The following is a 26,792-nucleotide window of genomic DNA, read 5'->3' on the forward strand; positions in this document are numbered from 1 at the left end:
GCCGCCGATGGACAGCCCTACATCAAGGAATGACCGTCGGGCGGCCGCGAAAAACAGTCGCCGATCAGGGCATGCGCCATGGTCTGGAAGTTGAGGCAAAGCGGCCAGGATGACCACCTTGCCGCGAGCGCGCACTCATGCCGCGCGATAGCTCGAATAGGGCATCGCCGTGCCATCGCGCCGGATCAGAAAGACGTCATAGGCTTCGCGTTCGCTCTCGGGCCCCATCCCGGGTGAACCATAGGGCATGCCCGGCACCGCAAGGCCGACCGCGTCGGGGCGTTCATCCAGAAGACGGCGAATGTCGGCCACCGGAACATGGCCCTCGATCATGTAGCCATCGATCCGCCCCGTATGGCAGGAGGCCATTTCTTCGGGGATGCCGCTCAGGAGCTTGTAGCGCATCAGTTCAGCTCCGGCGCTCGGTTCGACCGTGACGGCGAAGCCTTCATTCTCGAGGATCTCGATCCAGGCGGAGCAGCAGCCGCAGTCCGGATCCTTCAGCACATGGATCGCCGGGCCGGCGGCTTGCGCCAGGGCCTGCAGCGGCGCAGCCGCCAACACTGCCGTTCCACCAATGAGGATGGCGCGGCGGGAGAGTGCATTTCTGGTCATCTTGTTTCCTTTCGAGATGGGATGACGTGGTTCGGTGCAGTGTCCCCGATCCCTTCTGGCTTCAGAGGTCGACCCGCCTGAGCCGGAGGGCGTTCGAGATCACAGATACGGAGGACAGGCTCATCGCCGCCGCCGCGATCATGGGTGAGAGCAGCAGGCCGGTGACCGGGTAGAGCAGGCCCGCCGCGATCGGCACGCCGAGAGCATTGTAGGCGAAGGCAAAGAACAGGTTCTGCTTGATGTTGCGCAAGGTGGCGCGGGCAAGCTTGCGCGCCCGGACGATGCCCATCAGATCGCCGCCGAGCAGCGTGATGCCGGCGCTTTCCATGGCAACATCCGCCCCCGTTCCCATGGCGATGCCGACATCGGCGGCAGCGAGCGCGGGCGCGTCGTTGACGCCGTCGCCCGCCATCGCGATCTTGCGACCCTCGCGCCGCAATTGATCGATCAGGTCCTTCTTGGCCTCCGGCAATACGCCGGCGCGCACCTCGTCGATCCCGAGCTTGCCGGCCACGGCCTGCGCCGTGCGTTCATTGTCGCCGGTTGCCATGATGACGCGCAGTCCCTGGGCGTGAAGCTCCCTGATCGCTTGCGCGGTCGACTCCTTGATCGGATCGGCCACCGCCACGATGCCCACTAGCGCGCCCTCGACCGCGATGAACATCGCAGTCTTGCCTTCGGCGCGCAGGCTGTCGGCTTTTGCTTCCGCCTGCGCCGTGTCGAGCCCCATCTCCCGCATCATCGCCGCATTGCCGAGCGCCACCGCGCGGCCGCTTATCCTGCCGCGTACTCCCATGCCGGTGACCGCCTCGAAATCCTCGGCCTCCTGCCGCGGGGCGCCCTGTGCGTCGGCTCCCTCGACGATGGCCTCGGCCAGCGGATGTTCCGAGCCGCGCTCGAGCGCCGCGGCGAGCGACAGCAGGTCCGCCTCCGACAGGTCCCCGAGCGCAACGGTATCGGTCAGCTTCGGCTGGCCCATGGTCAATGTGCCTGTCTTGTCGACGATCAAGGTATCCACGGCCGCCATGCGCTCGAGCGCCTCGGCATCCTTGATCAGCACGCCGGCCTGCGCGCCGCGGCCCGCCGCCGTGGTGATCGAGATCGGCGTCGCCAGCCCCAGCGCGCAAGGGCAGGCGATGATCAGCACCGACACGGCCGCGGCGATGGCAAAGACCAGCGCGGGTTCCGGTCCGAAAATCATCCAGACGACGAAGGCGACAATCGCGACGGCCACCACGGTCGGCACGAACACGGCCGAGACGCGGTCCGCCAGCCCCTGGATCGGGGCACGCGAGCGGCGCGCGTTCGACACCATCGCCACGATCTGCGCCAGCACCGTATCGGCTCCGACCTTGCCGGCTTCGATCACAAGACTGCCGTTCTTGTTGATCGTCGCTCCGGTCACCGCATCGCCCGGACCCTTTTCCACCGGCATGGATTCGCCGGTCAGCATGCTCTCGTCCAGGGTCGACCGGCCCTCGATCACCGTTCCGTCGACGGGGACGGCATCGCCGGGACGCACCCGCAGCCGGTCGCCTTCCATGATGTTCTCGAGCGGCGCGTCATACTCCGCTCCATCGGGCAGAATGCGGCGCGCGGTCTTGGGGGCGAGATCGAGCAGCGCACGGATGGCGTCGCCGGTGCGTTCGCGCGCCCGCAGTTCGAGCACCTGGCCGACGAAGACCAGTGTCACGATCACCACCGCCGCCTCGAAATAGGTGCCGACGCCGTGGCCCATCCGGTATTGTTCGGGGAAAAGCCCGGGCAGGAAGGTGGCGAATATCGAATAGAGATAGGCCGCCGCCACACCCAGGCTGATCAGGGTCCACATGTTGGGCGACCGGTTGACCACGGAGTCCCAGCCGCGTTTGAAGAACGGCAATGCGGCCCAGAGAACGATCGGCGTCGCCAGCACGAATTCCAGATAGCTGGCGGTCCGGTGCCCGATCCAGTCGCGCACGGGCAGGGCGACGAGTTCGCCCATCGTCAGCACGATGAGCGGCACAGCGGCGGCCGCCGAAATCCACATCCGGCGCGTGAAGTCGGTCAGTTCCTCGCTGGGTTCATCCGAGGGCAGCATCGGCTCGAGGGCCATGCCGCAGATGGGGCAGGCCCCCGGTTCGTCGCGGACAATCTCGGGGTGCATCGGGCAGGTATACTGGGTGTTGGCCGGCGCGGGCTTCTTCCGCCCTGCGGCCCGGCCCGAGGCGTAGAACCACGGATCCGCCTTGAATTTCGTTTGGCACTTCTCCGAGCAGAAATGAAAGGTCTCGCCCTGGAATGCCGCGTGGCGCCCATCGGCCCTGACCGCGACCGTCATGCCGCAGACCGGGTCCTTCGCCGTTTCGGTTCCTTCCGCAATATCGGGTGCAGCGTGGTGATGATGATCGTGGTCCATGTCCTGCCTGCCTTCTGTTGTCCGGTGTCAGCTTGCGGTTTCCAGCGACTGGAATCCCGAGCCTGTTTCAGTGCTTGTCGTGGCTGTCTTCTCCGGCCGGATTGCGCGCCAGGAAGACCCGCACGAACAGGAACACCAGCGCCATGCCCACGATGCCGATGACGACGATCAGCGGATCCGACCGCCACTTCATCGCAGCGAAGGCAGCCAGAACCACTGCATCAAGCCCGATGGCGGTCAGCAGGACCCAGCCGCGCGCGCCGATCTCGTCACGCAGATGCCGGAACACGCCAAAGTGGATGATGATGTCCATCACCAGGTAGAAGAAGGCGCCAAGGGAGGCGATCCTGCTGAGATCGAAGAAAAGCGTCAGAAAGCCGGCGATGACGACGGTGTAGACGAGCGTGTGGTCCTTGATCGTGCCCGGCATCCCGAAATGGCTGTGCGGGATCATTTTCATGTCGGTCAGCATGGCCAGCATCCGCGAGACCGCGAAAACGCTGGCGACGAGACCGGATGCGGTGGCCGCCAGTGCGAGCGCCACCGTCAGATAGAACCCGGTCTGGCCGAGGGCGGGCTCTGCTGCTTCGGCCAGAGCGTAGTCCTTCGCCGCGACGATACGGTCGAGAGGCAGGCTGGAGCCGACCGCGAAGGCCACAAGCAGATAGACGACAACGCAGATTGCAATGGAGAAGATGATGGCCCGGCCGACATTGCGGTGCGGGTGGGTGATTTCGGCGCCGCTGTTGGTGATGGTCGTGAAGCCCTTGAAGGCGAGGATCGACAGCGCGACCGAGGCCACGAAGCCGGTTGCGCCCGCGTCGCCGCCGGCCGCCTCGAAGGAAATGCCGCTTGCCCAGAGACCGGCAATTCCGAACAGGGCGATGCCGCCGACCTTGAACACGGCCATGACGATGGACAGGAGCCCGACCGACCGGTTGCCCGACACATTCACGAGATAGGCAAAGACAATCAGCCCGACGCCGAGAACCGGCACGAGAATGCTCTCCGGATCACCGCCAAAGGCCCGCAGCGTGTAGGCCCCGAAGGTGCGCGCGACGAGGCTCTCGTTGATGACCATCGACAGCGCCATCAGGAGTGAAGCGCCAGCCGCGACCGTCGTCGGTCCGTAGGCCTTCTTCAGGATCATGCCGATGCCGCCGGCGGAGGGAAACGCATTGGACATCTTGATGTAGGTGTAGGCGCTGAAGGCGGTCACGATCGCGCCCACGACAAACGACAGCGGGAACAGCGGCCCGGCGAGCTCGGCGATCTGGCCCGTCAGCGCGAAGATCCCGGCGCCGATCATCACGCCGGTTCCCATGGCGATCGCACCCGGCAGCGTTATGCTGTTCTTCTCGTAGTCACCCGTCATCCGTTTTCCTTCCGCTTTTGCCGGGTCGCCACCCACAACAGCGGCAATCCCGTCACAAGACCCAGGGCCAGAACGGCCCATGTGGTTGCTCCGAAGTCGCCGCTCGCCGCCTCGCCGCCGACATGGGCGAGCAGGAAGCTCGCCGGAACGATGCCGGCCAGCGTCGCAAGCGCAAAACGCCAGGCGTGGAGGCGGCTCAGTCCGGCCGCGTAGCTGATCATGTCGAAGGACACGAACGGCATCAGGCGGCTTGCGAAGACCGTCGCGGTCAAGGCGTTCTGCGAGCCCAGCAGCCCGGCGTCGACCCGGTCTCCGAACCAGCGGCGCAAGACATCGTGCCCCAGGACCCGTGCAAGGCCGAAGGCGATCAACGCCCCGAGCTCGGCGCCGATGACGACCTGCACCGTTCCCCAGACATGTCCGTAGGCCGCCCCGGCCGCCAGCGCGATGGGCGCGCTGGGGATCGGGCTGGCCACGATCGCGACGGTCATGAGCGCGACAATCAGGACCGGTCCCCAGAACCCGGCGCGCGCGACCAGCATCTCGAGGCGATCCCCATCCATCAGTGCGCGCGCCTCGGTGAACACCGAAGGCGCGAACAGCCAGACGCCGAGCAGGGCGATGCCGAGGATCGCAATCGCCGCGAGAAGGCCGGTTCGCAGGGTCATGTCAGATGTCCCCGACGGCCGTCGCCAGAAGATCGCGCACCTGACCTTCGGCGGAGGCGGGATCGGTATCCTCGATCAGCCGATGCGCCCTCTTTGGCTCGCCGGCGCCGAGACTGCGACAGGCAGGCATGTCGGCATCACCGATGCCCGCGAGGGAGATCCTTCGATCGATCGTGGAGGTCATCGTCCGTCTTTCCTTCTAGGTCCGAAGATACTTGACCAGCGCTGCTATGGCCAAGACCACGAGCACCAGGATGAGGAAACCGAAGAGCCAGCCAAAGCCCATCCCGTATCCCATTTCGCTTCCGTTCATCATCATTTTCTCCAATCGTGGGTGTCCCGGCGGGATTTCTGGACTGGGCCTGCGCGCTGCCGGAACGAGCGCGCGAGGCCGGTCGAGCGAGTGCCGAACGGGGCGCCCCGTCCGGGGTCAGGTCGAAGCGGTGACTGCGAACTCGGTCATCATTCCCGAGGCGAGGTGCGGCATGTGGTGGCAATGCAGCATCCAGCGCGCCGCCTCGCCGGCATCGAGCGCGACATCGACCATCGACATCGGTGGCACGTGAACCGTGTCGCGCAGCGCGCCGGAGACCGGACGACCATTGAGGCCGACGACCTGGAATGAATGGCCGTGCAGATGCATCGGGTGAGCCATCATCGACATGTTGTGGAATGACAGCACCACACGTTCGCCGCTGCGCGCGACAACCGGCTGGTGCCTGCCCCAGGCAGCGCCATTGATGGTCCAGCCATAGGGTTGCATCGAACCCGCCAGCATCAGCATGTGACGGCGGTCGACGGGCCGATCCCGCAATGCGTTGAGAGCGATCAGACGGGATTCCTGTGCAAGATCGGTGTCGAATGCGGGCGCCTCTGTCTCCGCCACGGCGTCAATGCGCCGGATCTCTGCGTCCGGTGTGGCAAGGATCAGGCCGGTGCGTTCGCGCGCGCCCTCCCGTAGCGCCAGCATAGGCCACGCGCCGCCCTCGTTCGGAAGATCGATCTCGAGATCCAGGCGCTGACCCATTGCCAGGCCGAACCGCGTGCCTGACAGCGGTTGCACGCCGTGCCCGTCCACCGCGACCAACCGGGACAGCGCCGCCCCGGTGTCAATCCAGAATACCGTCGCGGCAGAGGCGTTGATCACCCGCAGCCGGATGCGCCCGCCACGCTCGACCTGCACCACTTCGGGGTCCGACAATGTGCGGTCATTGGCGAGATAGGCGTCCCATTTGTAATCGTTCAGGTCCATGGCCATGCCGCCCATGCCCGGCATGCTGCCCATCGGCATTGCATTCTGACCCATGCCCATCATGCCACCCATGGGCCTATTGCCCATCCCGCCATGATTCATTCCGGGCATGCCCGGAACTGCGTTTCCGGCGTCATGGTCCGCGCCGCCGGCGATCTCCTCCAGCACCTCTGCGGGCGCCTTGAACGAAAAGTCGTGCAGGAACAGCACCACTTCCTGCCGGTCGGCCTTCAGGTCTTCCACAGACCGCACGATCAGCGGGGCTGCGAGAAGCTGCATCTCCTGGATCGGCACATGGCTGTGCATCCAGTGGGTGCCCGGTTGCGTCTCGTAATCATAAGAACGCGTCTCTCCCGGCGCGAGAAGGGGCATGGGCATGTCCGGAACGCCATCCTGCATGTTGGGGGGGATCTGGCCATGCCAATGGATGATCGTGCTGACGTCGAGATTGTTGGTCAGTTGGACATGGAACCGCTGTCCGGGGTCCAGTGTCAGTCCCTGGCCGCCGGGACCGGCAAGGCCGTAGACGGTGGCCGCACGACCGTCGATGTCGAGCGTGCGGGTGGCGGCAGACAGGGCAAGCGGTGCCGCGGACTGCGCGAACGCGACGCGCGGCAGGTGCGCGGCGGCGATTGCCGTCGCACTTGCGGCGAGAAAGCCGCGGCGTGAAAGGGTGTTCATAGGCGTCTCCTCGGGACGTGCTGTCCCGTTAATAAAAAACCGATGGCACGCCGGGGCTAGGCCCGGACGAGATCAGAGGAGGAGGAGTTTGGGAGGGCGTTCGCCCAGGTCGGGCGTGCGGCTGGCGAGGGCCGTTCCGGGTGGCAACTCAGGCCGTCCCGGTCCGGCAGAGCGGCCGGCGTCCTCGAGCGGCAGGACCAGATAGACAGACAGACCCGCACAGACAAATGCACAGATGCCTGAGTCTGCCGTTCCGCAAGCCTCGGCTCCGCCACAGTCCGGATCGCTGCTGCCGTGGGCCTGCGTCATCGCGATGGAATGCATGGCGCCGTTCGAGCCCGAGCTCATCCGCGCCGCATGCGCCGACGTCACTATTGTGACGACAGCAATGGACAGAATGGCAAGGATGGCCAAAAATCGCGAGAACATGGCGACAATATAGGCCCCAATCTTCAGCCTGTCCATCGCCATGGGGCGCTGCCGGAAGTCGGTCATACTGTCGTGAGGTCGATCGGGGCGCCATGAACGGCACCCATTGAGGGAGTCTGTTCTTTTGATGGACCGTCGGAATTGCACCTTCAGACGGAACAGGCACTCACCGGCTTGTGAATGACCTGGTCCTTGTTTTTGACGACATTGTCGGCTAACGCTCGGGCATGATGAAGCTGTTCCGCCGTGTTTCCCTCTCCGGGAGAATGGTTCTGGCATTGGTGCTCGTTCTGGCGAGCATTGTGCCTGCGACCCTGCACGCGGCCGCTTTGGATGGCGCCGGGTCCTCTGCGGGCGGGCACAGGCACGGTGTGATTTCCGCGTCTGCTGCCGGCCATCCTTCGGATCATCACACTCTTGGCCACGGGACCGCGGAGACGGACCACGGGATGGATCTGGGCGGAGGCGACGACGCTTCAGACCAGTGCTGTCCCGCATCCTGTTCTTTTGCGCTCACCGACATCGTGGCCGAAGAAGTGGATGTGCTTGTTCCCGATAATTTCGAATTGCAGCCACTGCTGGGCCTTGTCGTGGCAGCCTTGGCATTGCCGGAACGTCCGCCCCGCGCCTGAAGTGTGACGCCGCCCTGGGGGCGGGTCCGGTGGCCGTGTGCAACGGCCGATCACACTCTCTACAGCAGTAGGACAATCATGTTTCGTTTTCTCTGGGCGGCAGCAGCGCCGCTGACGCTTGCTGGCTGTGCCACAGCGAGCGCGCCGACCGATGTCACGACGCTCACCTCGCCGGCTGATCCCGGCGCCGCGATCCGCACCCTCCCTCATCGCCCGGTTCTGGACGGATACACGCATCGCATTGCCGTCGAACCCAGGCCCTGGCGGCAGCAGAACGACAGCCAGGCACCCGCTGCGGAGACAGGCTCATGAGCACCCTCCGCACAACCCGATCAATCATCGTCGCCTCGTCCGCCGCCCTGGTCTTGGCCGGCTGCGTGAGCAGCCAGGACCTTGCCGGATACTCGAGCAGGGACGCCGGCTTCGGGGTCGTGGCGGCATCCGTCTCCATGGGCACAGGCGGCAAGGACACGGTCTGGATCCAGAGCAGGGACCAGGCAAAGGCCACGTCCGAGCGCGTCCATGCCCTGGTGTACAAGAAGACCCTCAATGCCGACACGGCCGTTCAGGTGGCGCTCCTCAACAACAGGGGACTTCAGGCGGCCTATGCCGACATCGGCATCACCGCTGCGGAAGCCTGGCAGCAGAGCCTGCCCGAAAATCCGAAGGTTTCCATCGGCCTGCTGGGAATCGGTGCGCCGGAACTCGGCGCCTACCGGGCCATCGAAGGCATGATTGCCGCCAATATCCTGTCCCTCGCCACGCGGCGCGCCCGGGTCGGCATCGCCGACACACGATTCAGGCAGGCGCAGATGCGGGCGGTCGATGCCACCCTGAAGCTTGCCAATGATACGCGCCGCGCCTGGGTCAATGCCGTTTCAGCATTTGAAACGGTCGCCTACCTCAACCGGGCGCGGGTCGCGGCCGACGCCGCGTCGGAACTGGCCCAGAAACTGGGCGAGAGCGGCGCCTTGCCGAAAGCCGGACAGGCACGCGAACATGCATTCTACGCCGAATTGTCCGGGCAGATGGCCGAAGCCCGGCTGGCCTCGCGGCTGGCCAAGGAAGAGCTCACAAGGATCATGGGGCTTTGGGGAAGCGAGATTGAATACTACGTGCCCGACAAGCTGCCGCAACTGCCGCGCCAGCTCATCAGGAAAGACCGGATCGAACAGGAAGCGCTCGAGAACCGGGTCGATCTTCGCGTCGCCAGGCTCGAACTGGAGGCCGTCGCCAAAAGCTACGGGCTGACGGATGCCACACGCTTTGTCACCGATCTCGAGATCATCTCGGGCGTCGAGGCCGAACGCGAGATCGAGACCGAATACGAGATCGTCGGCGGCAATCTGGAGGAGAGCAAGTCCAGAAAGACAGTGGTGACGCCGCAGCTCGAGCTGGAATTCGTGATCCCGATCTTCGACAGCGGCAAGGCCCGGCTGCGCAAGGCGGAGCTCGCCTATATGCGGGCTGCCAATCAGCTTGCCGAAAAGGCGGTCAACATCCGATCCGAAGCGCGCTCCGCCTACACCGCCTACAGATCCACCCACGAGATCGCACGGCACTATCGCAATGCGGTGGTGCCCCTGCGCACCACCATCGAGGAGGAATCGCTGCTGACCTATAACGGCATGATCACCAGCACTTTCGAACTCCTCGCCGACACAAGGGCGAAGGTGGGAACCCTGCTCATGGCGATCAACGCCAAACGCGAGTTCTGGCTGGCCGATGTCAACCTGTCGGCTGCGCTTTATGGCGGTGGCGCGGCCCGGGGCGCCAGTGCGGCAGCCCCCTCCGTCGGCGATGCCGGCGGCGCCGGCCACTGAACCTTCTGAAAGGACCAAGACCATGATGAACAGACGTCAATTGCTCGGCGCCAGTGCTGCAGGCGCCACCCTTGTCTCCACGGCCGCCTGGTCGAAGACCACGAACATGGGGCTGCCCGATGCTGCCCTGATGGAAAGCCCGCTCACGCAAGCGCCGCTGATGCCGTCGACCGGACCGGACTACAATCCGGTGGTGACGCTCAACGGCTGGACCCTGCCGTTCCGGATGAACAGCGGGGTCAAGGAGTTCCACCTCGTTGCGGAGCCCGTGGAGCGGGAGCTGGCCGACGGAATGACGGCCTATCTGTGGGGCTACAACGGCCAGTCCATCGGCCCCACCATCGAAGCCGTCGAAGGCGACCGGGTGCGGATCTACGTCACCAACAAGTTGCCTGAGCACACGACCGTGCACTGGCATGGCCTGATCCTGCCATCGGGCATGGATGGCGTCGGCGGTCTGTCGCATCCGGCGATCCCGCCCGGCAAGACCTATATCTACGAGTTCGATCTCGTCAAATCCGGGACCTTCATGTACCACCCGCATGCCGACGAGATGGTGCAGATGGCCATGGGGATGATGGGGTTCTTCATCGTTCATCCCAGGGATCCGGCCTTCATGCCGGTGGATCGGGACTTCCTGATCATGCTCAATGCCTTCGACATCGATCCCGGCTCCTACGTGCCGAAGATCATGACCATGACGGACTTCAACCTCTGGACATGGAACAGCCGCATCTTTCCGGACATCGACCCCCTGGTGGTCTCGAGGAACGACCGCGTGCGCGTGCGCGTGGGCAACCTGACCATGACCAACCATCCGGTTCACATGCACGGCTATGATTTCGAGGTGACCTGCACGGATGGCGGCTGGGTCCGGCCGGAGGCGCGCTGGCCTGAAGTCTCGATCGACATCCCGGTCGGGGCCATGCGGGCCTACGAGTTCGACGCCAGGCACCTGGGCGACTGGGCGATCCACTGCCACAAGTCCCACCACACGATGAACGCCATGGGCCACGACGTGCCGACCTTCATCGGTGTCGACAAGTCGGCCCTCACCAGGAAGGTCCGGATTGTTCAGCCCGAATACATGCCGATGGGAACCGCGGGCATGGCGGACATGGGCGAGATGTCGATGGAACTGCCCGACAACACGGTGCCGATGATGGCCGGCTGGGGACCCTACGGGCCGCTCGAAATGGGCGGCATGTTTTCGGTCGTCAAGGTCCGCGAAGGCATTTCCGCCGGCGATTACAGCGATCCCGGCTGGTATGAAAATCCTCCCGGAACCCAGGCCTACGAGTGGACGGGCGAACTGCCGGATTTCGCCCAGGCCACCGACGCAACCACCACAATCACCCCTTCGCCGGCCCAGCCCGGCGTCAAGGGCTGACGTTTCACCATCCCGAATGTTCACGAAAGGAACCGAATCCGTGAAAAGACTTTCAATCGCATCCGCAGGGCTCTTGGCCATGACGGCGCTGGCGACCGCAGCCGGAACCCACTCCGGCGGCCATGGCGGCAGCATGATGGCCGTCGGAGATCCCGGCGAGGCATCGCAGGTCAACCGCACCATCGAGGTGATCATGAAGGAATCCGACGCGGGTGAAATGCTGTTCGAACCGAAGGAGATCACCGTCGAGAAGGGCGAAACCATCCGCTTCGTCGTCGTCAACAGGGGCGAACTGGAGCATGAATTCGTGCTCGACAACCACGACGGCGTGATGGAGCACAAGGCGCTCATGGAGCGCATGCCGGAGATGGAACATGATGATCCCAATTCCGTGCGCCTCGATCCGGGCATGGACGGCGAGGTCATCTGGAAATTCGCCAATGCCGGACCGTTCGAATTCGCCTGCCTGATTCCCGGACACTACGATTCGGGGATGAAGGGCATGCTCACCGTCACCGGCCACTAGTCACGCAACGAAATTCACGAAGAGGAACATTCTCCATGCGCAACCTGACAACTCTCCTGACCGCCGCAATCCTGTTGTCTGCCGCCGTCTTCCCATCGCTTGCCAATGAATACACGAAGGGCGTCGTCAAGAAGGTCGATGCCAAGGCCGGCAAGGTCACCATCATCCACGAAGAGCTGACCAAACTTGACATGCCCGCCATGACGATGGTGTTCCGCCTGGCCGACGAGGCCATGCTGGAGCGCATGAAGGAAGGCGCCGAAATCGAATTTATCGCCGACCGGGTGCAGGGAAAACTGGTGGTTACAGACCTGAAGTAGCCGTCCAACAGCGATGGCGGGGACGATCCCCGCCATCCCGTCCGCTCCGGGCGCGCTGGCGCAGATCGAAATGGCAGGTCGTCCGCGTCATGGGCTCGGGTCAGCGCCAGGCTGACTTCAGTGCCCAAACGGCAATCGGTCCGAGGCTGGACCGGCAGTCGTCGCCGCCACCAATAGACCGCTCCGCGCCGGAACACGTATTGCACACTCATGCCAACCTCCTTTTGGAGGTGGCGGATTCGCCAACTTTTCCGTCCGTTGGACACCAAAGTCAGACACGCATGATGGACACTCGTGTCAGACAGTACTGTCCACCAGACGGCAAAATCTATCCCCAGCTAACGAAAAAACGCTTGAAATCATCTTGTTCAGAGCTTGAAGAGAGAGATTGGCTGGGGAACCTGGATCCCCAGCTAAGGATTTTCGCCCCCCTCACAAGCACCTGAAATCTTTGGCGAAATCCGATCACCGTAGTTCTTGTACTACAAAATTGTCATACACGCCCGGGGGACAGTCGTGCAAGACAATTCGCAAAACGGCGCTAATGAACCAGCGCCTGAGCTTGGCTCGCCTGAAACACTCAAACCAAGTTGCGAGGCAGGGGAGGCCCATGAGACGCTTCCCAAGCGTGTTCCGGTCGCAGTTGTCGAAGCGCGGTTCTGAGTGAGATGCCGTGCGACTCACTACTTGCTATGATCTGCGCGATCGGGAAGAAAGCATGTGCTTCAGATATAATCTTCCTCATCGGGAAGATTTGGTGGATTTCCTGGAATTCTTCCTGTACGGTAAGCTGCACGATGGAGGACATTTCATGATCCGTTCAGCCGCAGAATTCGGCGCACTTGTCCGAGAGAACCGGAAAAAGCAGGGATGGACACAGGCTCAGCTCGCGGAACGCTGTGGGACCGGTGAGCGCTTCATCGTCGACCTGGAGAACGGCAAGCCCAGCTGTCATCTTGAGAAGTCGCTCACCGCGGCGCGCACCGTCGGCATTGATCTCGGCGATCTGAAATCCGCCAGTCCGATCGCTGCCCCTGAGGCCGATGACGATCTCGGCTTTTTGCCCCGTTTCTCCTGATCGGGTGCCCTTGTGACCACGATCTACTACGAGACCTGGCCCGTCGCCCACCTGATCGACCGCAATGGGATTTCGCTGGCCTATGAGCCGAGCTGGGAAAGCCGCGCCTCGGCATTCCCGATTTCCCTGACCATGCCTCTGCGGGCAGGCCCCTATGGGGCGGATCAGATCATGCCCTGGCTTGCCAATCTCCTACCGGAAACACACCTCTCCGAGATCGGCCAGCAACTGAAGATTTCGCCTCAGGATATCGTCGGCCTTCTCATGAACCTTGGCCGCGATACAGCGGGAGCCTTCTCGATCGGTGAGCCCCGCAGAGACGGAAATAATTCCCGCGTCGTTCCAAATGAGGCAGCGCTTGAGCGCATCCTGAACGAACTGCCCGAGCGCCCCTTCCTGGTGGGGGAGCAGGGCGTGTCGATGTCGCTGGCAGGCGTTCAGGACAAGCTGCCCGTCTACATTGCCGAGGACGGCAAGATTGCCATTCCCGTCGACGGCACGCCCTCAACGCACATCCTGAAGCCGGACATCCGACGCCTGGCTGGCAGCGTTCAGAATGAAGCCTTCTGCATGACCCTTGCCAAGCTATGCGGTCTTGAGACGGCGGAAGTGACGACCGGCAGGGCAGGCAAGCACGACTATCTATTGGTCACGCGGTATGACCGTATCGCCGACAGCCAAGGCACGATCCGTCGCATCCACCAGGAGGATTTCTGCCAGTTGCTCGGCCTGTTCCCGTCCGAAAAATACGAGCGCGCAGGACTTGGCCAGCGCGGTGGCGCGTCACTCGTGCAGATGTTTGACGCGTTGGCTCGCTACGTTTCGCCCGCCGAACGGCTGAGGCTACTCGACGCGGTGATTTTCAACGTCTTGATCTGCAACTCCGACTCCCATGCCAAGAACTACTCCGTTCTCATTGGGGCGGCCGGCACGGCCAAACTCGCACCCCTCTATGACTTGATGTGCGCTGCGGCTTACAAACAGGTGGACCAGTCGATCCCTCAGCAGATCGCGACAAAGCGAAATGCCAATGAGCTTCACGGCGATGATTGGCGTCGATTTGCCGAAGCCGTCGGTTTGAGTCCAGGCTCGGTGATCAGGCGTGTGCGTGAAATGATGGATCAGGTCGTGAGCCAGCTGGACGCCAGACCTGACATGCTTTTTGGCGGGCAGGGCGGAGGCGTAGAGATGGCCGACAAACTGGGCCACCTAATACGTAAAAGGTGCAGGCGGATTGACCGGCAGCTTCGCTAACAAAGTGCGGTCGGTGCATTCGTCATCGTGGCGATGCTGATCCTGAAAGCTCCGCTGCTCCGACTGAAAATTCGATTGCCAAGCATTGCGGTCAAGGATTTCACCACGGATGTATCATCACGTCACGACGGCAGATTACGCTAAACGGAGCCTATTCTCGGGTGTTTGAAACGGTGAAAGTCTCTCAAAGAGGGGATGTGCCAGAATGTCGCGATTTTTTATTTTACGCCAGAATTCGGGCTTCAGAAAACTCAATAAAATCAGCAAAACACTTTTAGTTTCAATGTGTTGACAATTTCATAAGAGTTGACTCCCATGCATTGTGCGGTGACCATAAAGCTACAGCACTGGGCTGCATGACAAGAAAGGTCACACATGAGGAAAACACCTGACGGCAAGGCCGGCACTCACAAGAAGGCAATGCCACTGTTGCTAGCCTCTATGCAAATGCCTCTCGAGACCGCCGATGAGGCAGTCTCGCTGGACACTGAAAACGCACTGAAACGAGCAGTGGCCAGGATCACCGCACTCGATCGCGATTGCACCGCACACGCATTTGAGCTGGGCGAGACATTCGCAGAGCTAAAATCTCTGGTACCGCAGAAATCGTTTGGAAAGTTCCTGAGTACTTTTTCAAACTACAGCGTCTGCAACGCCTGGAATTATTCCTCGGTGTATGAACGTCTTCAGGACCATCGTGACCAGCTCATCGCTTCTGCGGTAGCGCCGACGGTCATGTTCGAGATTGCCAAAGGGGACAAGGATCAAATCGATGGCCTAGTTGCGCGCATCGCTACTGGTGAGCGATTAAAGGGCAAGGACGTCAAAGCGGCGCTCGGCGGAAGCACGAAACTGGAGAGTGACGTCTCTGCCCTCGACGTCGGCGGATTGGCAGGGCTTCGCAAAGCGGCCGAGATCAAGCTTGGCTCTGATCTCAAAGAATTCGAGTCACTCGTAAAGGACATTCTGGCGCATGTGGATTCGGCTGTTGAAACGAGTGCGATCGGCAAGCGAGTGGTCAAGAGCAAGCTTGCGGACAGTATTGAAATTCCGAGCCGCCACGCACACGATCTCTTTAAGGTGATCTTGGCTCCGATTGAGCGGCACAGCTGGAACCCGAAAGGCAACCTGGAAATTGGCAAGGTTGAGGATGGCACTTCATGGGGCGAGATTCAGCGGCTGCTGCGCCAGCTCGGCGGTGCCGAGGGCTGGCCGGCAGCGACGGAGCTTAACAATTGGCTGGCTCATGAAGTCATTCCCGCCCTGCGTTTCGTGGTGCACGGGGAACCCATGGCTACCCAGCCAAGTGACGATAACGATGACGAAAATCTGATATCCTACGATCAATTGCCAGAGCACGTTGCCAAAATCGTCGAAAAAGCCCTCCACGTGATTGAGCCTGAACATCGGGCTAAAACAGCCGAGTCGATCTACTTGGACCCCAGGCCCAATAAATCAGCAGCCGCTTAGTTGGTAGCAAAGGCCCCACAGTCCTGCTCTCCGCGATATGAATTTCCCCCCAAAGGTAATGCTAGTCTTCGGAGATTAGTTCATCTCGCAGCCTTGCTTCTGTGGATGGCGTCTATTCTCTAACGCGTTCCCTGTTAACCATTCCGGAGCTCTCTGTTCCGGATGTGTTCTATTGTCTTGCCGGACACCATATTCCGGGATATCTCTGGGTTGTCAGCAGAAAAATGAACTTCTGCAGATACTTAACGGCCCCCGCCGGTGCGCTAACATCGGACGGAGGCCTGACCCGCAACCTTGTTGACGAAGGACTTGGGCTATGTTGACCCTTACTGCTATCTTCCCCACGGGGAAAGACCAATCGTTGTGCTCTCCTGTTGAAACCCGATCGCGGCGTCGCGTTTCGTTGACTGGCGGATTGTCGCCAGCGTCCGTCTCGCTCTCGCGCCACTGATCGTTTCACCAACTGCGATTACGCCCAGTTCCTAGCCGACATTGACGGTTTGGTTGTCCACATTCGGCAGCCAATGCGGAAGCTATTTCCGTATCCGACCCTCCATGTCTGGCCGGATGGTGCCGTCATCGCTCCTCTTACAGGAGACTTCTCATGAACAAGACCACCCTCAAGACGGCGGCTGCGCCCACCTATCCCCACTCCGCCGAGTTCCCTGATCTGAAGCAGCGGCTCGATGACCTCATTGATGAAGCCGTCGCGTCCTCCCTGTCGACCGAAGCTCTGGCACAGTCGCTCGCTGGCAGCATGGATGAGATCGCAACGATGATTCGGGCAATTCCTGGACACGAAGGGCGGCTGATCGAACGCGGTATCGCGCTCGTCGCCAGATGCAATCCCCACCTGGTCGTTCTCACCCAGAATCTGCGTCTGCCAGTCACATCGGCGGCGCTGCAACTGGTCGGGCTGAATAACCCGCGAAACTACAGAGCATTGACGCTCGACGCCGATCATGGTGGCCGCAAGACCTACACACCCGATCTTTTGATCGTGAACACTCAGACCAAAATTGCGCATGTGGTTGATGCGAAACGGAGCCTTATCTCCTATGAGAGCACGCGCATCGACGAGTTGAAGCAGCGGATGCTCGCTGCCGCCCTGGTGGTTCCAGACCTCCTCTACAAGCAGCATCATCGTCTAGTCGCCGAGGAGGTGAGGATCGTCATCCTCAATGCCGAGAACCGGAAAACCGATATCGATGCTGGCATCTGGCCCATGTCACACCTCGATCATCTCGTCGAAGTGGCCGGCGCTGGCGAAGCCATCGGATCGCTCCAGCAGAATTTCCGCTCGCGCATCAAGGTGAACTGGGAAGCGGCTCGGAAGACATTCATTCGGTCGTCCGATCGGCGGGGCGGCCGGATATTGCCAATACATGCAGGGACGGAAGAGGCCGAGCCTGGTGTGGACGAAATCCAGGACCCTGACGAGGATACCGCCGCCGAGATCAGCGATGCACCGCGATTGATAAAATTAGGCTTCGCTCAAGTGCCCGCGCGCCATTAGCGCGATCTCGGGTCGAACGACCTACCAACCCATCCCGATTCAAACACGCTGATCGTTACCGGTTGGCGCACGGAGACCCTTGCCATGACATCAACAATTGTTCCCTTCCCCAAACCAATTCCGTCACCGGTGCGGAAGCCCGTCAGCCGTCAATCACGACGCGATCAGATCATGAGGCAACGCGGTCAGCCATTGACGCCTCAACAGATGGCCGCCGCTGATGACAAGGCCAATGCGATGGTCGGATTGCCGCGGCCGTGGACTGCGGACGACCAGGCCGCCCACGTCGCTATGGTCGTCCGGATCGCCATTCGCTCAGCCAAACGAAGAGGGGTGCGCCTGGAGAGCTTGCTGTCGATCCCGCGTCGCTGGCTTCTCGACCTTTGTGATGAGGGTGACCCGACAGCCCTCGTTGTCCGCGACTGGCTGACCGGTGCCAGGAGCCATCTTCCCAGCGAGCTGGAAGGTGCGGTGGCGGCGGCGCGTGTCGAAACCCAGGAGGACGCGCGATGAACCCGGTCACTCAGCGCATCTCCCGCCATCTTCTCGGGCGCATCCGCAGGCTGGCCGTACTTGATCTCTATCAGCGCGCCTCCGATGTCGGACTCTTGTCCATCAGCTTTCCGTTCGGCGAGAAGAAGCTGGGCACTGCGTGGCAAGTCTCCGGGCTTGCTGCATCCGGGCTTGCCGGCGACATGGACCGTGCGCACCGCCTTATCGCTCGGGCTTTGAGGCGCGCGCCGACCACGATGCATAATGGTTTTGTCGATCATGACAGTGACGAGCCCATAAACAGATGGGCCGCTGGCATCTCCGACAGCAAGGCTGCTTATCAGGTTGAACCGAAACGTGATGGCGCTGGAATGAAGCCGGCACGGCGCAAGACGGTGCGATCGACCACAGTCTCTCCTAACAACCCCAGGCAGCTGGATTCCCCAACGATGTTCGGCTTGTTGCGAGAATTCCTGCCGCCCCCCAATGTAAGTCAGACTGCTGTCGCTTTGCTGATCGCCCGTGCGGTGGGCGAGAGCGTCGCCGATCTCGATCAACTTCACAAAGTCCTGGTGCGACGAAACCCCGTGATCCTGCTGAAAATCCCGATCCCGGGTTTTGAAAGGCAATGCGGGACGATGCTGGAGGAAGGCCTGATTGCGCCTTATTATGCAGAGCTGACCGACATCCGGGGCGACCGCCCGCTCTCTGAGAGGTTCAGGGACGCAAGGCCCGAGATGCGAAAGCGGAAAATCGTTACCGGCTCGGGCCGCAATGTTGCGGCTTTGAGCCGACAAGACCTAACACGACACCTGAGTACTGCGATCCTTGGCGACGCGGGACCCATCGTCATCGTCGATGAGACATTGATGCCGGCCAGGGCCGAGATCGCTGCCGCTGCCGACATCGTGCTCCAGTGCGCGGGCATTGACCGGACATTGGTCGCCGATCTGCTCCATGCTTGCCTTGGCATTCCCAACAGTGAATCTCTTTCTCTTATGGAAGGAATGACGTTCGATCTCAGCCGCTTGAGCTTGGATGCTCTGGCGTTGGCGGTGCGGCCAGGGCGTGCCGCCTTGACAGTGTTGAGCCTAATGGCGTCCCTTGCGGAAGCTGCCAGCGATGGACATCACGAGGATAATGACAACAAGGCTCGCAAAGGGCGCTCATCGCGTTCCTCGTCGGCCTTGCGGGATAAGCCGCAAGCCACTCCGGTCGATATGATTCAGCCTGAAGTCGAACCATCTACAAAGGCAGATACGGCCAAGCCGAAGTCAACCAGCCCAGTGACAGCAGGTGAGAATGCATCATCTACACATCATGTGCAGTCCCTCCGCGTTGAAACCTTGGCCGGTTACGGCGAAGCCCGGCAATGGGCGCTCGATCTGAAAGACGACCTTCCGCTGTGGCGGGAAGGCGGGTTGGCTTGGGATGAGATGAGCACCAAGCTTTTGCTGTCCGGACCACCTGGAACCGGCAAGACGACTTATGCCAAGGCACTCTGCAACAGCCTGCAAATCCCGCTGATTGTCAGCTCCGTGGCGGAGTGGCTGGAGTATGGTTATCTCGGCGACGTTCTCCAACGCATGGCGGCGGTCTTCAAGGCAGCGCGAGAGTCAGCACCCTGCATTCTGTTCATCGACGAAATCGATACGATTGGGAGCCGCGCTCGCGGCACACAAAAAGCGCATGACGACTACTGGACATCACTTATCACCAAGCTCTTGGAGCTACTCGACGGGGCTCTGAAATCCGAGGGCGTTATCGTCGTTGCCGCAACCAACCTGCCAGAGAAGATCGATCCGGCATTGGTGCGATCGGGAAGACTTGAGAAACATGTGGTTATCCCACCCCCTGACGCCGACGCCTTGGCAGGAATCCTGGCGCATCATCTCGGCGCTGATCTAGCTGCCGTTCTGTCCTCGGCTCCGGACCGCGGTGCATTGCCTATGGAACGTAAAACGACAGCCAGCGTGGAACCCCGAACAGTAGCCGAGACCTCAAACAACACTGATCCGTTGCCTAAGAAAGGGCGCGCCCATGTCTGACATCACTCAGTGTCTCTCCCCTCAGTCCGCGCTTCAGCCTCTTGCGCTCCAAGCTCTCGGCCGAACAGGTGCCGATATCGAAAGACTGATCCGCGAAGTCCGCCAGCGGGCTCGTCGCGAAAAGCGTGATCTGACGTGGGCAGATATCGAGCACGCACTTGGCGATCAACGGATGGTCATGTCCGACGATCTCCGCTGGCGCGTGTCCGTCCACGAGACCGGTCATGCGATCGCTTGGACACTGCTACGCATCGGCGAAGTCGAATCGATCACCATTGGCATCCAGGACATTGGCCAGGTTACGGTCCTTCGACATACACATCTGGCGCAGACCGAAGACTGGCTTGCAAGAACGATGGCAGCCGTGCTCGCCGGGCGAGTTGCCGAACAGATCGTCTTTGGGGAAGTCTTGGCGGGATCGGGCGGAGGCGAAGACAGCGATCTCGCCAAGGCAACCGGGATCGCGCTGGGCGCAGAGACAAGTCTCGGATTCGCGGAGCGTCAACCGCTGCTTTATCGCCCCGCAACCCGCGGCTTCGATATGCTCACGTTAGATCGCGAATTGGCAGACAGGGTAAATGCGAGATTGCTGGCTGCGGAGGATTTGGCGCGCCGGCTGCTGGAAGAGCATGAGGCGAAATTGATGGAAATCGCCATCGGTCTCAACGAAAGTGGCGTTATGTCAGGCGATGAAGTGCGCAGACTACTGGGAATGCAAAGGTAAAGGCCCACGTCAGCTTTTCGTGAAAGTGGTGCCGGAGTCGGAATATTTTAGCGGCCTTCATCTCTCTAATCCCTCGGGCACTCGGAAGACGGTTGGCGTAAAGATTGGTGTCGTCTTAACAGCTGCTGATTCGCTTTAACTTTCCGATGCCTTCCGAAGATTCCTGCCTCCTTAAAACTTTTCATGCTCTGGCCGGAACCGGAAATAATTTCCGCTTTGCGCGCACACTAAATAAGTCGTACGCACAACTGCGACTTCACCCAAATGCGAATATTAAGTCCATGGCTGCTGTTGCAGGGAACTGATAACAGAGCAAGCGCTGGGCGAAGTAGGAATTATTGACGCTGCCCCGCCGATGGCTGTCTTTGCAACGAAAAGTTTGAGTCCGTACTAACGAACTAAAATGTCACTTTATGTGCTTCATTTTCACCGCACACTCGGTTATCGTGAAATCACCCGAGAAAGGCATGTCGCGATGACGAAGAACGATCCCTACGCTCAAGCGATGGAGCAACGGGCATCGCCTCCAAGCCCCACTTATCGGGAGATATCCCCTGGGCTGGAAGACCGTCTGTTTATTCCGACTGCTGTCCTCGATCATGGCTTCGTGCGTGTGGTCGACTACATGGGCAATGATAGCTCAGTTGTGCAAGCCGCCCGGGTATCATATGGCCGCGGTACGAAACATGTGTCGGAAGATCGGGGGCTTATTAACTATCTTCTGCGCCACCGTCATACGACACCTTTCGAGATGGCCGAAATCAAATTGCACGTCAAATTGCCCATATTTGTTGCGCGGCAATGGATCAGACACAGGACGGCTAGTGTAAATGAGTACTCAGCAAGATATTCGGTTTTGGATAAAGAGTTTTATGTGCCGGCAGCGGAGCATCTAGCTTCTCAGTCTACCTCTAACCGCCAAGGGCGCGGGCAAATTCTAACAGGCGATGAGGCTCAACGAGCCTTAGCGATCCTCAAAGAAACTGCTAATCAAACATATGAAGAGTACTTAATTCTCCTCAATATGAACCACGACGGAACCACGCGAGTAGAAGGAAACGATGGTTTAGCTAGAGAACTAGCAAGGGCAAATTTGACGATTGGATTCTACACTCAATGGTACTGGAAGGTAAATCTCCATAATTTAATGGGTTTCTTGTTGCTTAGGGCCGACCCGCACGCACAGTATGAAATTCGTGCCTATGCCGACGTGATCTTGGACCTCATGAGTAGATGGGTTCCACTCACTTATGAGGCATTTTTGGAGCATCGACTTCACTCCGCCACTTTTTCATCGACCGGTGTAAGGGTCATCAAACGCATGCTCGCGGGCGAAGTCGTCACGGAAGCAAGTAGTGGCCTTAGCTCACGCGAATGGGCCGAGCTAAGCGAAATCCTGCGTTGATTCAATCTGGTAAGCTTGGATTAGATCAAGCCGGTGGTAAGCCGGAGGAGGCTGATTGGAGATTTGACGAGATACTCTCAGAAATGTGCGGGGCTTATTTGTCGAATGGTCGGCCAGTGGAGGTCGACTTCAGGAAGCTAGTCTCTGTTGGCTCGGGGGCTGACCGTTCAACCCACCTCATGCACTCCTATCCGGCGAAGCTGCTGCCAAACATTCCGATCTTTTTCATCAAGTGCTCCACGCTAACGCCTCCGAATGGAACCATTTATGATCCATTCTGCGGCACTGGAACCGTCTTAGTGGAAGGTTTGTTGGCTGGTCACCGTGTTGCTGGTTCCGATGCGAACCCGCTTGCCAGATTGATAGCAGGTGCGAAAACCACCTATTTGGACTTTGGCAGGACCTCTGATCATGTGCTGCGTACAATTGAGTTGGCAGGGACAGCGCGCCCCTCCGCATTTCAACCTGTTGTAGATGTCGATAAGTGGTTTACAGCTGAGGCGCAGGTTCAACTCGGTCAACTGCGTTCGGCGATTGAAGAAATTGCCGATCCCGCAACCAAGCAGCTCATTCAAGTGGCTTTCTCACAGACCGTAAAAAAGGTGAGTCTTGCAGACCCGCGGATGTCGGTACCTGTTCGCTACAAAGGGCCGGAACGGGAGCGTGTTGACCCTTTTGCCACTTTTAAGAGAATTGCAATCGCAAATGCTGCGCGTGCGGCGACCTTACCGCCGGACAGCGTGCCTTACTTTATTGGAAGCGATGCCCGTGTCCGCCCTATAGTTTCAACATGCAGCCCGCTTGAAGCAGACCTGGTGATAACATCACCACCTTACGCTGGCGCACAAAAATATATCCGAGCGTCATCGCTCAGCCTTGGTTGGCTTGGAATTGTACCAGAGGCGAGGCTGAGGACTCTGGAGGGGTTGAACATTGGTCGCGAACATCTGGCCGCCTCAGAGCGCGCAAATTCAAGCTCCTTTAATTTTGGTGCTGCCGGCCCAACCTTGCGCCAGATCGCCGACATCAACCCACTTCGCGCGAATATTCTACGCGTCTATTTAGAGGAAATGAGAGATGCCGCGAAGGCAAGCGCCGATTCTCTGAAGAAGGGTGGTCATCTCGTTCTCGTTATGGGCGATAATCAAGTATGCGGTCTGCCGGTCAGAACAAGTCGGTTCATCAAAGATTTTTTTGAAGACGAGGGTCTAACTTTAATGTGCGAGCTCGTGGATACTATTAAATCGCGTGGACTCATGACAAAACGGAACCGTACGGCGGGCATAATCACCCAAGAACATGTGTTTTTATTTCGGAAATAGATGATGCGAAAGCAAGATGTAGTTGACATCCTATATGAGAAGCTGAAGTCGTTATCCGAAACGATTTGGGAGCGAAAGCATTCGTTAAATCATATTGAGGAATGGGTAAGACAATTTAGCGCAGATGATAATGTCGTAGATGATGAGAGAATTCACGCGCTATATCTCTTAACAAACTTCATTTATTTCGGACAAATTGAGATTCGAGCATTGCTTGTTTCTCTTTACAGGGACCTTTTTAGAACACGAATTATACATGACATACGAAGGAGTAACGGAAATACTACTGATGTCGATTTCCTTCAAGATGAGTTTTTGAGGAAGCTCAAGGCTACAAGGTTTCTCGGCGTAGGAAACCCATCGGAAAGTGGCGTACATCTCCTCTATTATTTTCGACAGGAAAATTCCCTCCCGAAAACTGCATTCATCAATTCTCATGAAATTTTCGATCGCGAGACCATGGGGAAATCTCAGGTTCTATCTGTACGCGACAAAAACATCGAACATTACGTATTTATCGATGATCTCTGCGGGTCCGGAACTCAGGCAGAACAGTATTCTAAGGACTTAGTCGAGCCGCTTCGTGACCTTATGCCCGATGTCAAAATTCATTATCTGGTACTTTTCGCAACTGACGCAGGTCTGAAGGCAGTTCGCGACCTGAAGCGGTATGATTACGTCGCATCCGTTTTCGAGCTTGATCCTTCGTTCAAGGCATTGGAGCCCGAATCTAGAATTTTTAGCAACCGAGACGGTCGGTACGATCGCTTAAAAGTTCGGGCGACCTGTGAAAAGCATGGGATGAATCTTTGGGCGAAGCACCCTTTGGGTTACAAGAACGGACAGTTGCTTTTGGGGTTCAGTCACAACACGCCTGACAACACACTGCCTATCTTTTGGGGAGAGGGAGACGCCGCTCTTCCGTGGACTCCAATGTTCAAACGCCACGACAAGATTTATGGTTGAGAAATGCCCATAGCCCGATACGCAAACCCATTCGCCATTACGAAAGCCGTGGACCTTAACGACCAGCAGATTGAAAATCTTTGGGTCCGAATGATGGGAGATGGCGACATGAACCAACTCGCTGAGTTGGATCATCCCGCATCTCCCATGCCGACGTTCATTTTGGGCGCGAAAGGAAGTGGAAAAACGCACCTGATGAGGCATCAGGCTTACGAGCTGCAGAAGTTGAGGTATCGCGCCCGCAAGCAGGACGTTCGCGACGGAATAGCGGATGATGGGTACATTGGATTATATGTGAGGTGCAGTGGTCTGCAGTCGAGCCGCTTTTTTGGAAAGCGGCAGCCGCCGGAATTATGGGATGAGCTGTTCTCATATTACTTCGAACTTTGGTTGGCGCAGCATCTCTTATACATTGCGATCGATCTGGGCCTGGGAGCAATTGACGGCGACGAACCTGAACTGGTCGATGAGCTATTAGGTTTGTTTGACCATGAAGTCGGTTTGCCAACTCCTACGCTCTCCGGGCTTAGCATAGCTTTAGGCAATGCCCAGAAAACACTTGATTTTGAGATTAACAATTGCCTTCTCAAAGGTTCTCTTGACGTCAAAATCACCGCCACGCGCGGAAAACTTCTTTTTGGCATTCCAAAGGTCTTGAGCAACCGCTACCCATTTCTTGCAAATGTCCTTTTCTCGTATGATATTGACGAGTTCGAAAATCTTACTGAGCCGCAACAGGTCCACGTAAATACTCTTCTGAGAGAGAAGGAGCCGCCGACCACTTTCCGAATAGGTGCCAGGTCCTATGGCGTAAGGACACAGAGGACTAACAGCGGGGGCGAAGAAAACCAGCCAGATTCTGAGTTTCAGGAAATACATCTCGATATGGAGTTTCGAGAGCACAAAAGTCATTATAGTGACTTTGTAAAAGCGCTAATAGCCAAGCGCCTTGCAAGCGGGTCTGGTCGCGATACAGATGGGTCGGTTACTGGCTTCCTGGACCAATACTTTGAGTTCTTTGATACTAGCTGGTCAAATCCTTTATGGCCCACGCGACTAAAGCAAGGAGCCGGTGGACAGCGAGTGCACTATGGTAACCTGCGAAGGGTGCTAGCCTCGCTCAAGCTGGATGTATCAAAGGCGGCGGAAGTAGAAAAGATGCTCGCCACTCCTCAATTCCCGGTTATCGAGAAACTTAATCTTTTGCTACTTTATCAGGAACTGGCCAAAAGGCGTCCGCTTGACGATGCTCTAGCCGACGTAGCTGAGAGGTTTCGCGGTTATCAGGCCGGCGACGAACCTCAAGCTGGGAGTTATAAGCAGGCTCTTCAACACTACGGTGACGATCTTGCAGCACAATTGTTGCGTGAGAATGGCGATTCTCAAATTTATTGTGGTATCGGAACATTTGTTACAATGTCGGCAGGAATTCCAAGGGCCCTTCTGACCGTGTTGCGCTCTACATTCGAATGGGCTGTATTCCACGATGAGCGCCCGTTTGACGGCGGCGTGATTTCTTTGAAATCGCAACAACGGGGCGTACTGGAAGCTTCAAACTGGTATTACAACAACATGAGGAAGGCTGGGGACGACGGGCTGCTTATTCAAACAGCAGTTGAACGTCTAGCCTCCCTGTTCAGACTGAATCGTTATGGGGACAAACCAATTGAAGTTTCCCTGTCGACTTTCAGCGTCGCTGAACAAGACCTAGATCAGGAAGCCAGGCGCATTTTGAAGCTGGCAGAGGCACGGGCATTTATTCATCGAGTGCCAGGCGGCCAGCGCGAACGGAACTCGGAGCAAATTACTGCGAAATTCCAACTCAGCCCCATGTTAGCTCCTCGATGGGACTTGCCTTTGTCTCGGCGCGGCGCGATCTCGCTATCTCCAGCCAACTTTAACGCAATTTTTCTTCCCGATAGGAAGTCCGCGTACGATGAATTAATTCGCAAGTTTAGCGGCCGGGTAACCGCACCGTTTCGCCACCATGAGGGCGAGGACATTGGGCAACTTGGACTGTTCCAATGAACGATTACACTTACTTATATCGAGACGTTACTTCGCTTGAGGCTTTAGGCGGATTCGACTGGGACGTGTTCATATCTGCACATAACCCAACCGAGCGAGTCCTGAGTGTGTTCAATGCAGTCGCGGCAAAACAGAAAGACTGGATTTCTCACACAGAATACGGGCTTGCCAAGAACCAGATTCCCGCGGGGGCATTTGGGTGCGCAGCACGGCGAGAGGACGAATTTGTCTTCGAGTATTTTGAGCAACGTCTCGCTGGCGTTAATCTCAAGACAGCTTCGATATGCATCGATATAACGGGCTTTATGCGCCCGCACATGCTTTACATGATACACTAGAGCACTTTCTATGAACACAGAGTCGGTTTTGGGATTCCCGCA

General features: G+C 59.0%; 25 protein-coding genes. 18 read left to right on the forward strand and 7 right to left on the reverse strand.

Features of this window, described 5'->3' with window-relative positions; translation table 11 throughout:
* Positions 1 to 135: 135 nt before the first annotated feature.
* The 7 genes from LL06_RS19665 to LL06_RS19695 all read right to left on the reverse strand — a co-directional run bounded on the left by LL06_RS19665 (position 136) and on the right by LL06_RS19695 (position 7,460).
* Positions 136 to 615, reverse strand: coding sequence for a DUF411 domain-containing protein (locus LL06_RS19665; RefSeq protein ID WP_081964089.1), 480 nt, complete (start codon positions 613 to 615; stop codon positions 136 to 138).
* Positions 616 to 676: 61 nt separating this feature from the next.
* Positions 677 to 3,013, reverse strand: coding sequence for a heavy metal translocating P-type ATPase (locus tag LL06_RS19670; protein ID WP_035530762.1), 2,337 nt, complete (start codon positions 3,011 to 3,013; stop codon positions 677 to 679).
* A 67-nt stretch (positions 3,014 to 3,080) separates the two neighbouring features.
* On the reverse strand, positions 3,081 to 4,388 hold the full coding sequence (locus LL06_RS19675; RefSeq protein ID WP_035530765.1) for an APC family permease: 1,308 nt from the start codon (positions 4,386 to 4,388) through the stop codon (positions 3,081 to 3,083).
* On the reverse strand, positions 4,385 to 5,056 hold the full coding sequence (locus tag LL06_RS19680) for a VTT domain-containing protein (RefSeq protein ID WP_035530767.1): 672 nt from the start codon (positions 5,054 to 5,056) through the stop codon (positions 4,385 to 4,387). The genes LL06_RS19675 and LL06_RS19680 overlap by 4 nt, the downstream gene beginning before the upstream one ends.
* Before the next feature lies 1 nt (position 5,057).
* Positions 5,058 to 5,240 carry a hypothetical protein gene (locus LL06_RS19685; protein ID WP_035530769.1) on the reverse strand — a complete coding sequence of 61 codons (183 nt, stop codon included), beginning with the start codon at positions 5,238 to 5,240 and terminating at the stop codon, positions 5,058 to 5,060.
* 246 nt (positions 5,241 to 5,486) lie between these two features.
* Entirely contained in the window at positions 5,487 to 6,989 is a 1,503-nt protein-coding gene (locus tag LL06_RS19690; protein WP_035530771.1) for a multicopper oxidase domain-containing protein, read from the reverse strand.
* A gap of 72 nt (positions 6,990 to 7,061) precedes the next feature.
* On the reverse strand, positions 7,062 to 7,460 hold the full coding sequence (locus LL06_RS19695; protein ID WP_152599690.1) for a hypothetical protein: 399 nt from the start codon (positions 7,458 to 7,460) through the stop codon (positions 7,062 to 7,064).
* A gap of 185 nt (positions 7,461 to 7,645) precedes the next feature.
* Here LL06_RS19695 and LL06_RS19700 point away from each other — a divergent pair, with 185 nt between their 5' ends.
* The 18 genes from LL06_RS19700 to LL06_RS19775 all read left to right on the forward strand — a co-directional run bounded on the left by LL06_RS19700 (position 7,646) and on the right by LL06_RS19775 (position 26,750).
* A complete protein-coding gene (locus LL06_RS19700) occupies positions 7,646 to 8,050 on the forward strand; it encodes a hypothetical protein (RefSeq protein WP_035530773.1) in 405 nt (134 codons plus the stop codon).
* Between the two features lie 78 nt (positions 8,051 to 8,128).
* Positions 8,129 to 8,362 carry a hypothetical protein gene (locus LL06_RS27420; protein WP_152599691.1) on the forward strand — a complete coding sequence of 78 codons (234 nt, stop codon included), beginning with the start codon at positions 8,129 to 8,131 and terminating at the stop codon, positions 8,360 to 8,362.
* Positions 8,359 to 9,873, forward strand: a complete 1,515-nt coding sequence (locus tag LL06_RS19705; protein WP_052161745.1) for a TolC family protein — start codon at positions 8,359 to 8,361, stop codon at positions 9,871 to 9,873. The genes LL06_RS27420 and LL06_RS19705 overlap by 4 nt, the downstream gene beginning before the upstream one ends.
* Before the next feature lie 22 nt (positions 9,874 to 9,895).
* On the forward strand, positions 9,896 to 11,263 hold the full coding sequence (locus tag LL06_RS19710; protein ID WP_035530776.1) for a copper oxidase: 1,368 nt from the start codon (positions 9,896 to 9,898) through the stop codon (positions 11,261 to 11,263).
* A 79-nt stretch (positions 11,264 to 11,342) separates the two neighbouring features.
* On the forward strand, positions 11,343 to 11,789 hold the full coding sequence (locus tag LL06_RS19715; protein ID WP_345775689.1) for a cupredoxin family protein: 447 nt from the start codon (positions 11,343 to 11,345) through the stop codon (positions 11,787 to 11,789).
* Between the two features lie 35 nt (positions 11,790 to 11,824).
* Positions 11,825 to 12,109 (forward strand): copper-binding protein, encoded by a 285-nt coding sequence (locus LL06_RS19720; protein WP_035530779.1) that lies wholly within the window; start codon positions 11,825 to 11,827, stop codon positions 12,107 to 12,109.
* Positions 12,110 to 12,920: 811 nt separating this feature from the next.
* On the forward strand, positions 12,921 to 13,187 hold the full coding sequence (locus LL06_RS19725) for a helix-turn-helix transcriptional regulator (protein WP_035530803.1): 267 nt from the start codon (positions 12,921 to 12,923) through the stop codon (positions 13,185 to 13,187).
* 12 nt (positions 13,188 to 13,199) lie between these two features.
* Positions 13,200 to 14,441 (forward strand): type II toxin-antitoxin system HipA family toxin, encoded by a 1,242-nt coding sequence (locus tag LL06_RS19730; protein WP_035530780.1) that lies wholly within the window; start codon positions 13,200 to 13,202, stop codon positions 14,439 to 14,441.
* Between the two features lie 375 nt (positions 14,442 to 14,816).
* Positions 14,817 to 15,911: a hypothetical protein gene (locus tag LL06_RS19735; RefSeq protein ID WP_035530782.1), complete on the forward strand. Its 1,095-nt coding sequence runs from the start codon at positions 14,817 to 14,819 to the stop codon at positions 15,909 to 15,911.
* Positions 15,912 to 16,515: 604 nt separating this feature from the next.
* A complete protein-coding gene (locus LL06_RS19740; RefSeq protein ID WP_035530785.1) occupies positions 16,516 to 17,427 on the forward strand; it encodes a hypothetical protein in 912 nt (303 codons plus the stop codon).
* 84 nt (positions 17,428 to 17,511) lie between these two features.
* Positions 17,512 to 17,940, forward strand: a complete 429-nt coding sequence (locus LL06_RS19745; protein ID WP_152599692.1) for a hypothetical protein — start codon at positions 17,512 to 17,514, stop codon at positions 17,938 to 17,940.
* Positions 17,937 to 19,967, forward strand: a complete 2,031-nt coding sequence (locus tag LL06_RS19750) for an ATP-binding protein (RefSeq protein ID WP_052161747.1) — start codon at positions 17,937 to 17,939, stop codon at positions 19,965 to 19,967. The genes LL06_RS19745 and LL06_RS19750 overlap by 4 nt, the downstream gene beginning before the upstream one ends.
* On the forward strand, positions 19,960 to 20,691 hold the full coding sequence (locus LL06_RS19755; RefSeq protein ID WP_052161748.1) for a hypothetical protein: 732 nt from the start codon (positions 19,960 to 19,962) through the stop codon (positions 20,689 to 20,691). Before LL06_RS19750 ends, LL06_RS19755 begins: the two co-directional genes overlap by 8 nt.
* Before the next feature lie 505 nt (positions 20,692 to 21,196).
* Positions 21,197 to 22,096, forward strand: a complete 900-nt coding sequence (gene thyX, locus LL06_RS19760) for an FAD-dependent thymidylate synthase (protein WP_035530810.1) — start codon at positions 21,197 to 21,199, stop codon at positions 22,094 to 22,096.
* Positions 22,066 to 23,418 (forward strand): hypothetical protein, encoded by a 1,353-nt coding sequence (locus LL06_RS27005; protein ID WP_081964091.1) that lies wholly within the window; start codon positions 22,066 to 22,068, stop codon positions 23,416 to 23,418. The genes thyX and LL06_RS27005 overlap by 31 nt, the downstream gene beginning before the upstream one ends.
* Before the next feature lie 3 nt (positions 23,419 to 23,421).
* Positions 23,422 to 24,384: a hypothetical protein gene (locus LL06_RS27425; protein ID WP_161784999.1), complete on the forward strand. Its 963-nt coding sequence runs from the start codon at positions 23,422 to 23,424 to the stop codon at positions 24,382 to 24,384.
* A gap of 108 nt (positions 24,385 to 24,492) precedes the next feature.
* A complete protein-coding gene (locus tag LL06_RS19770) occupies positions 24,493 to 26,412 on the forward strand; it encodes a hypothetical protein (protein WP_152599694.1) in 1,920 nt (639 codons plus the stop codon).
* Positions 26,409 to 26,750, forward strand: coding sequence for a hypothetical protein (locus LL06_RS19775; protein WP_035530792.1), 342 nt, complete (start codon positions 26,409 to 26,411; stop codon positions 26,748 to 26,750). Before LL06_RS19770 ends, LL06_RS19775 begins: the two co-directional genes overlap by 4 nt.
* The last annotated feature ends 42 nt before the right edge of the window (positions 26,751 to 26,792 follow it).

The sequence above is a fragment of the Hoeflea sp. BAL378 genome, from assembly GCF_000759435.1.
GTDB lineage: Bacteria > Pseudomonadota > Alphaproteobacteria > Rhizobiales > Rhizobiaceae > Hoeflea.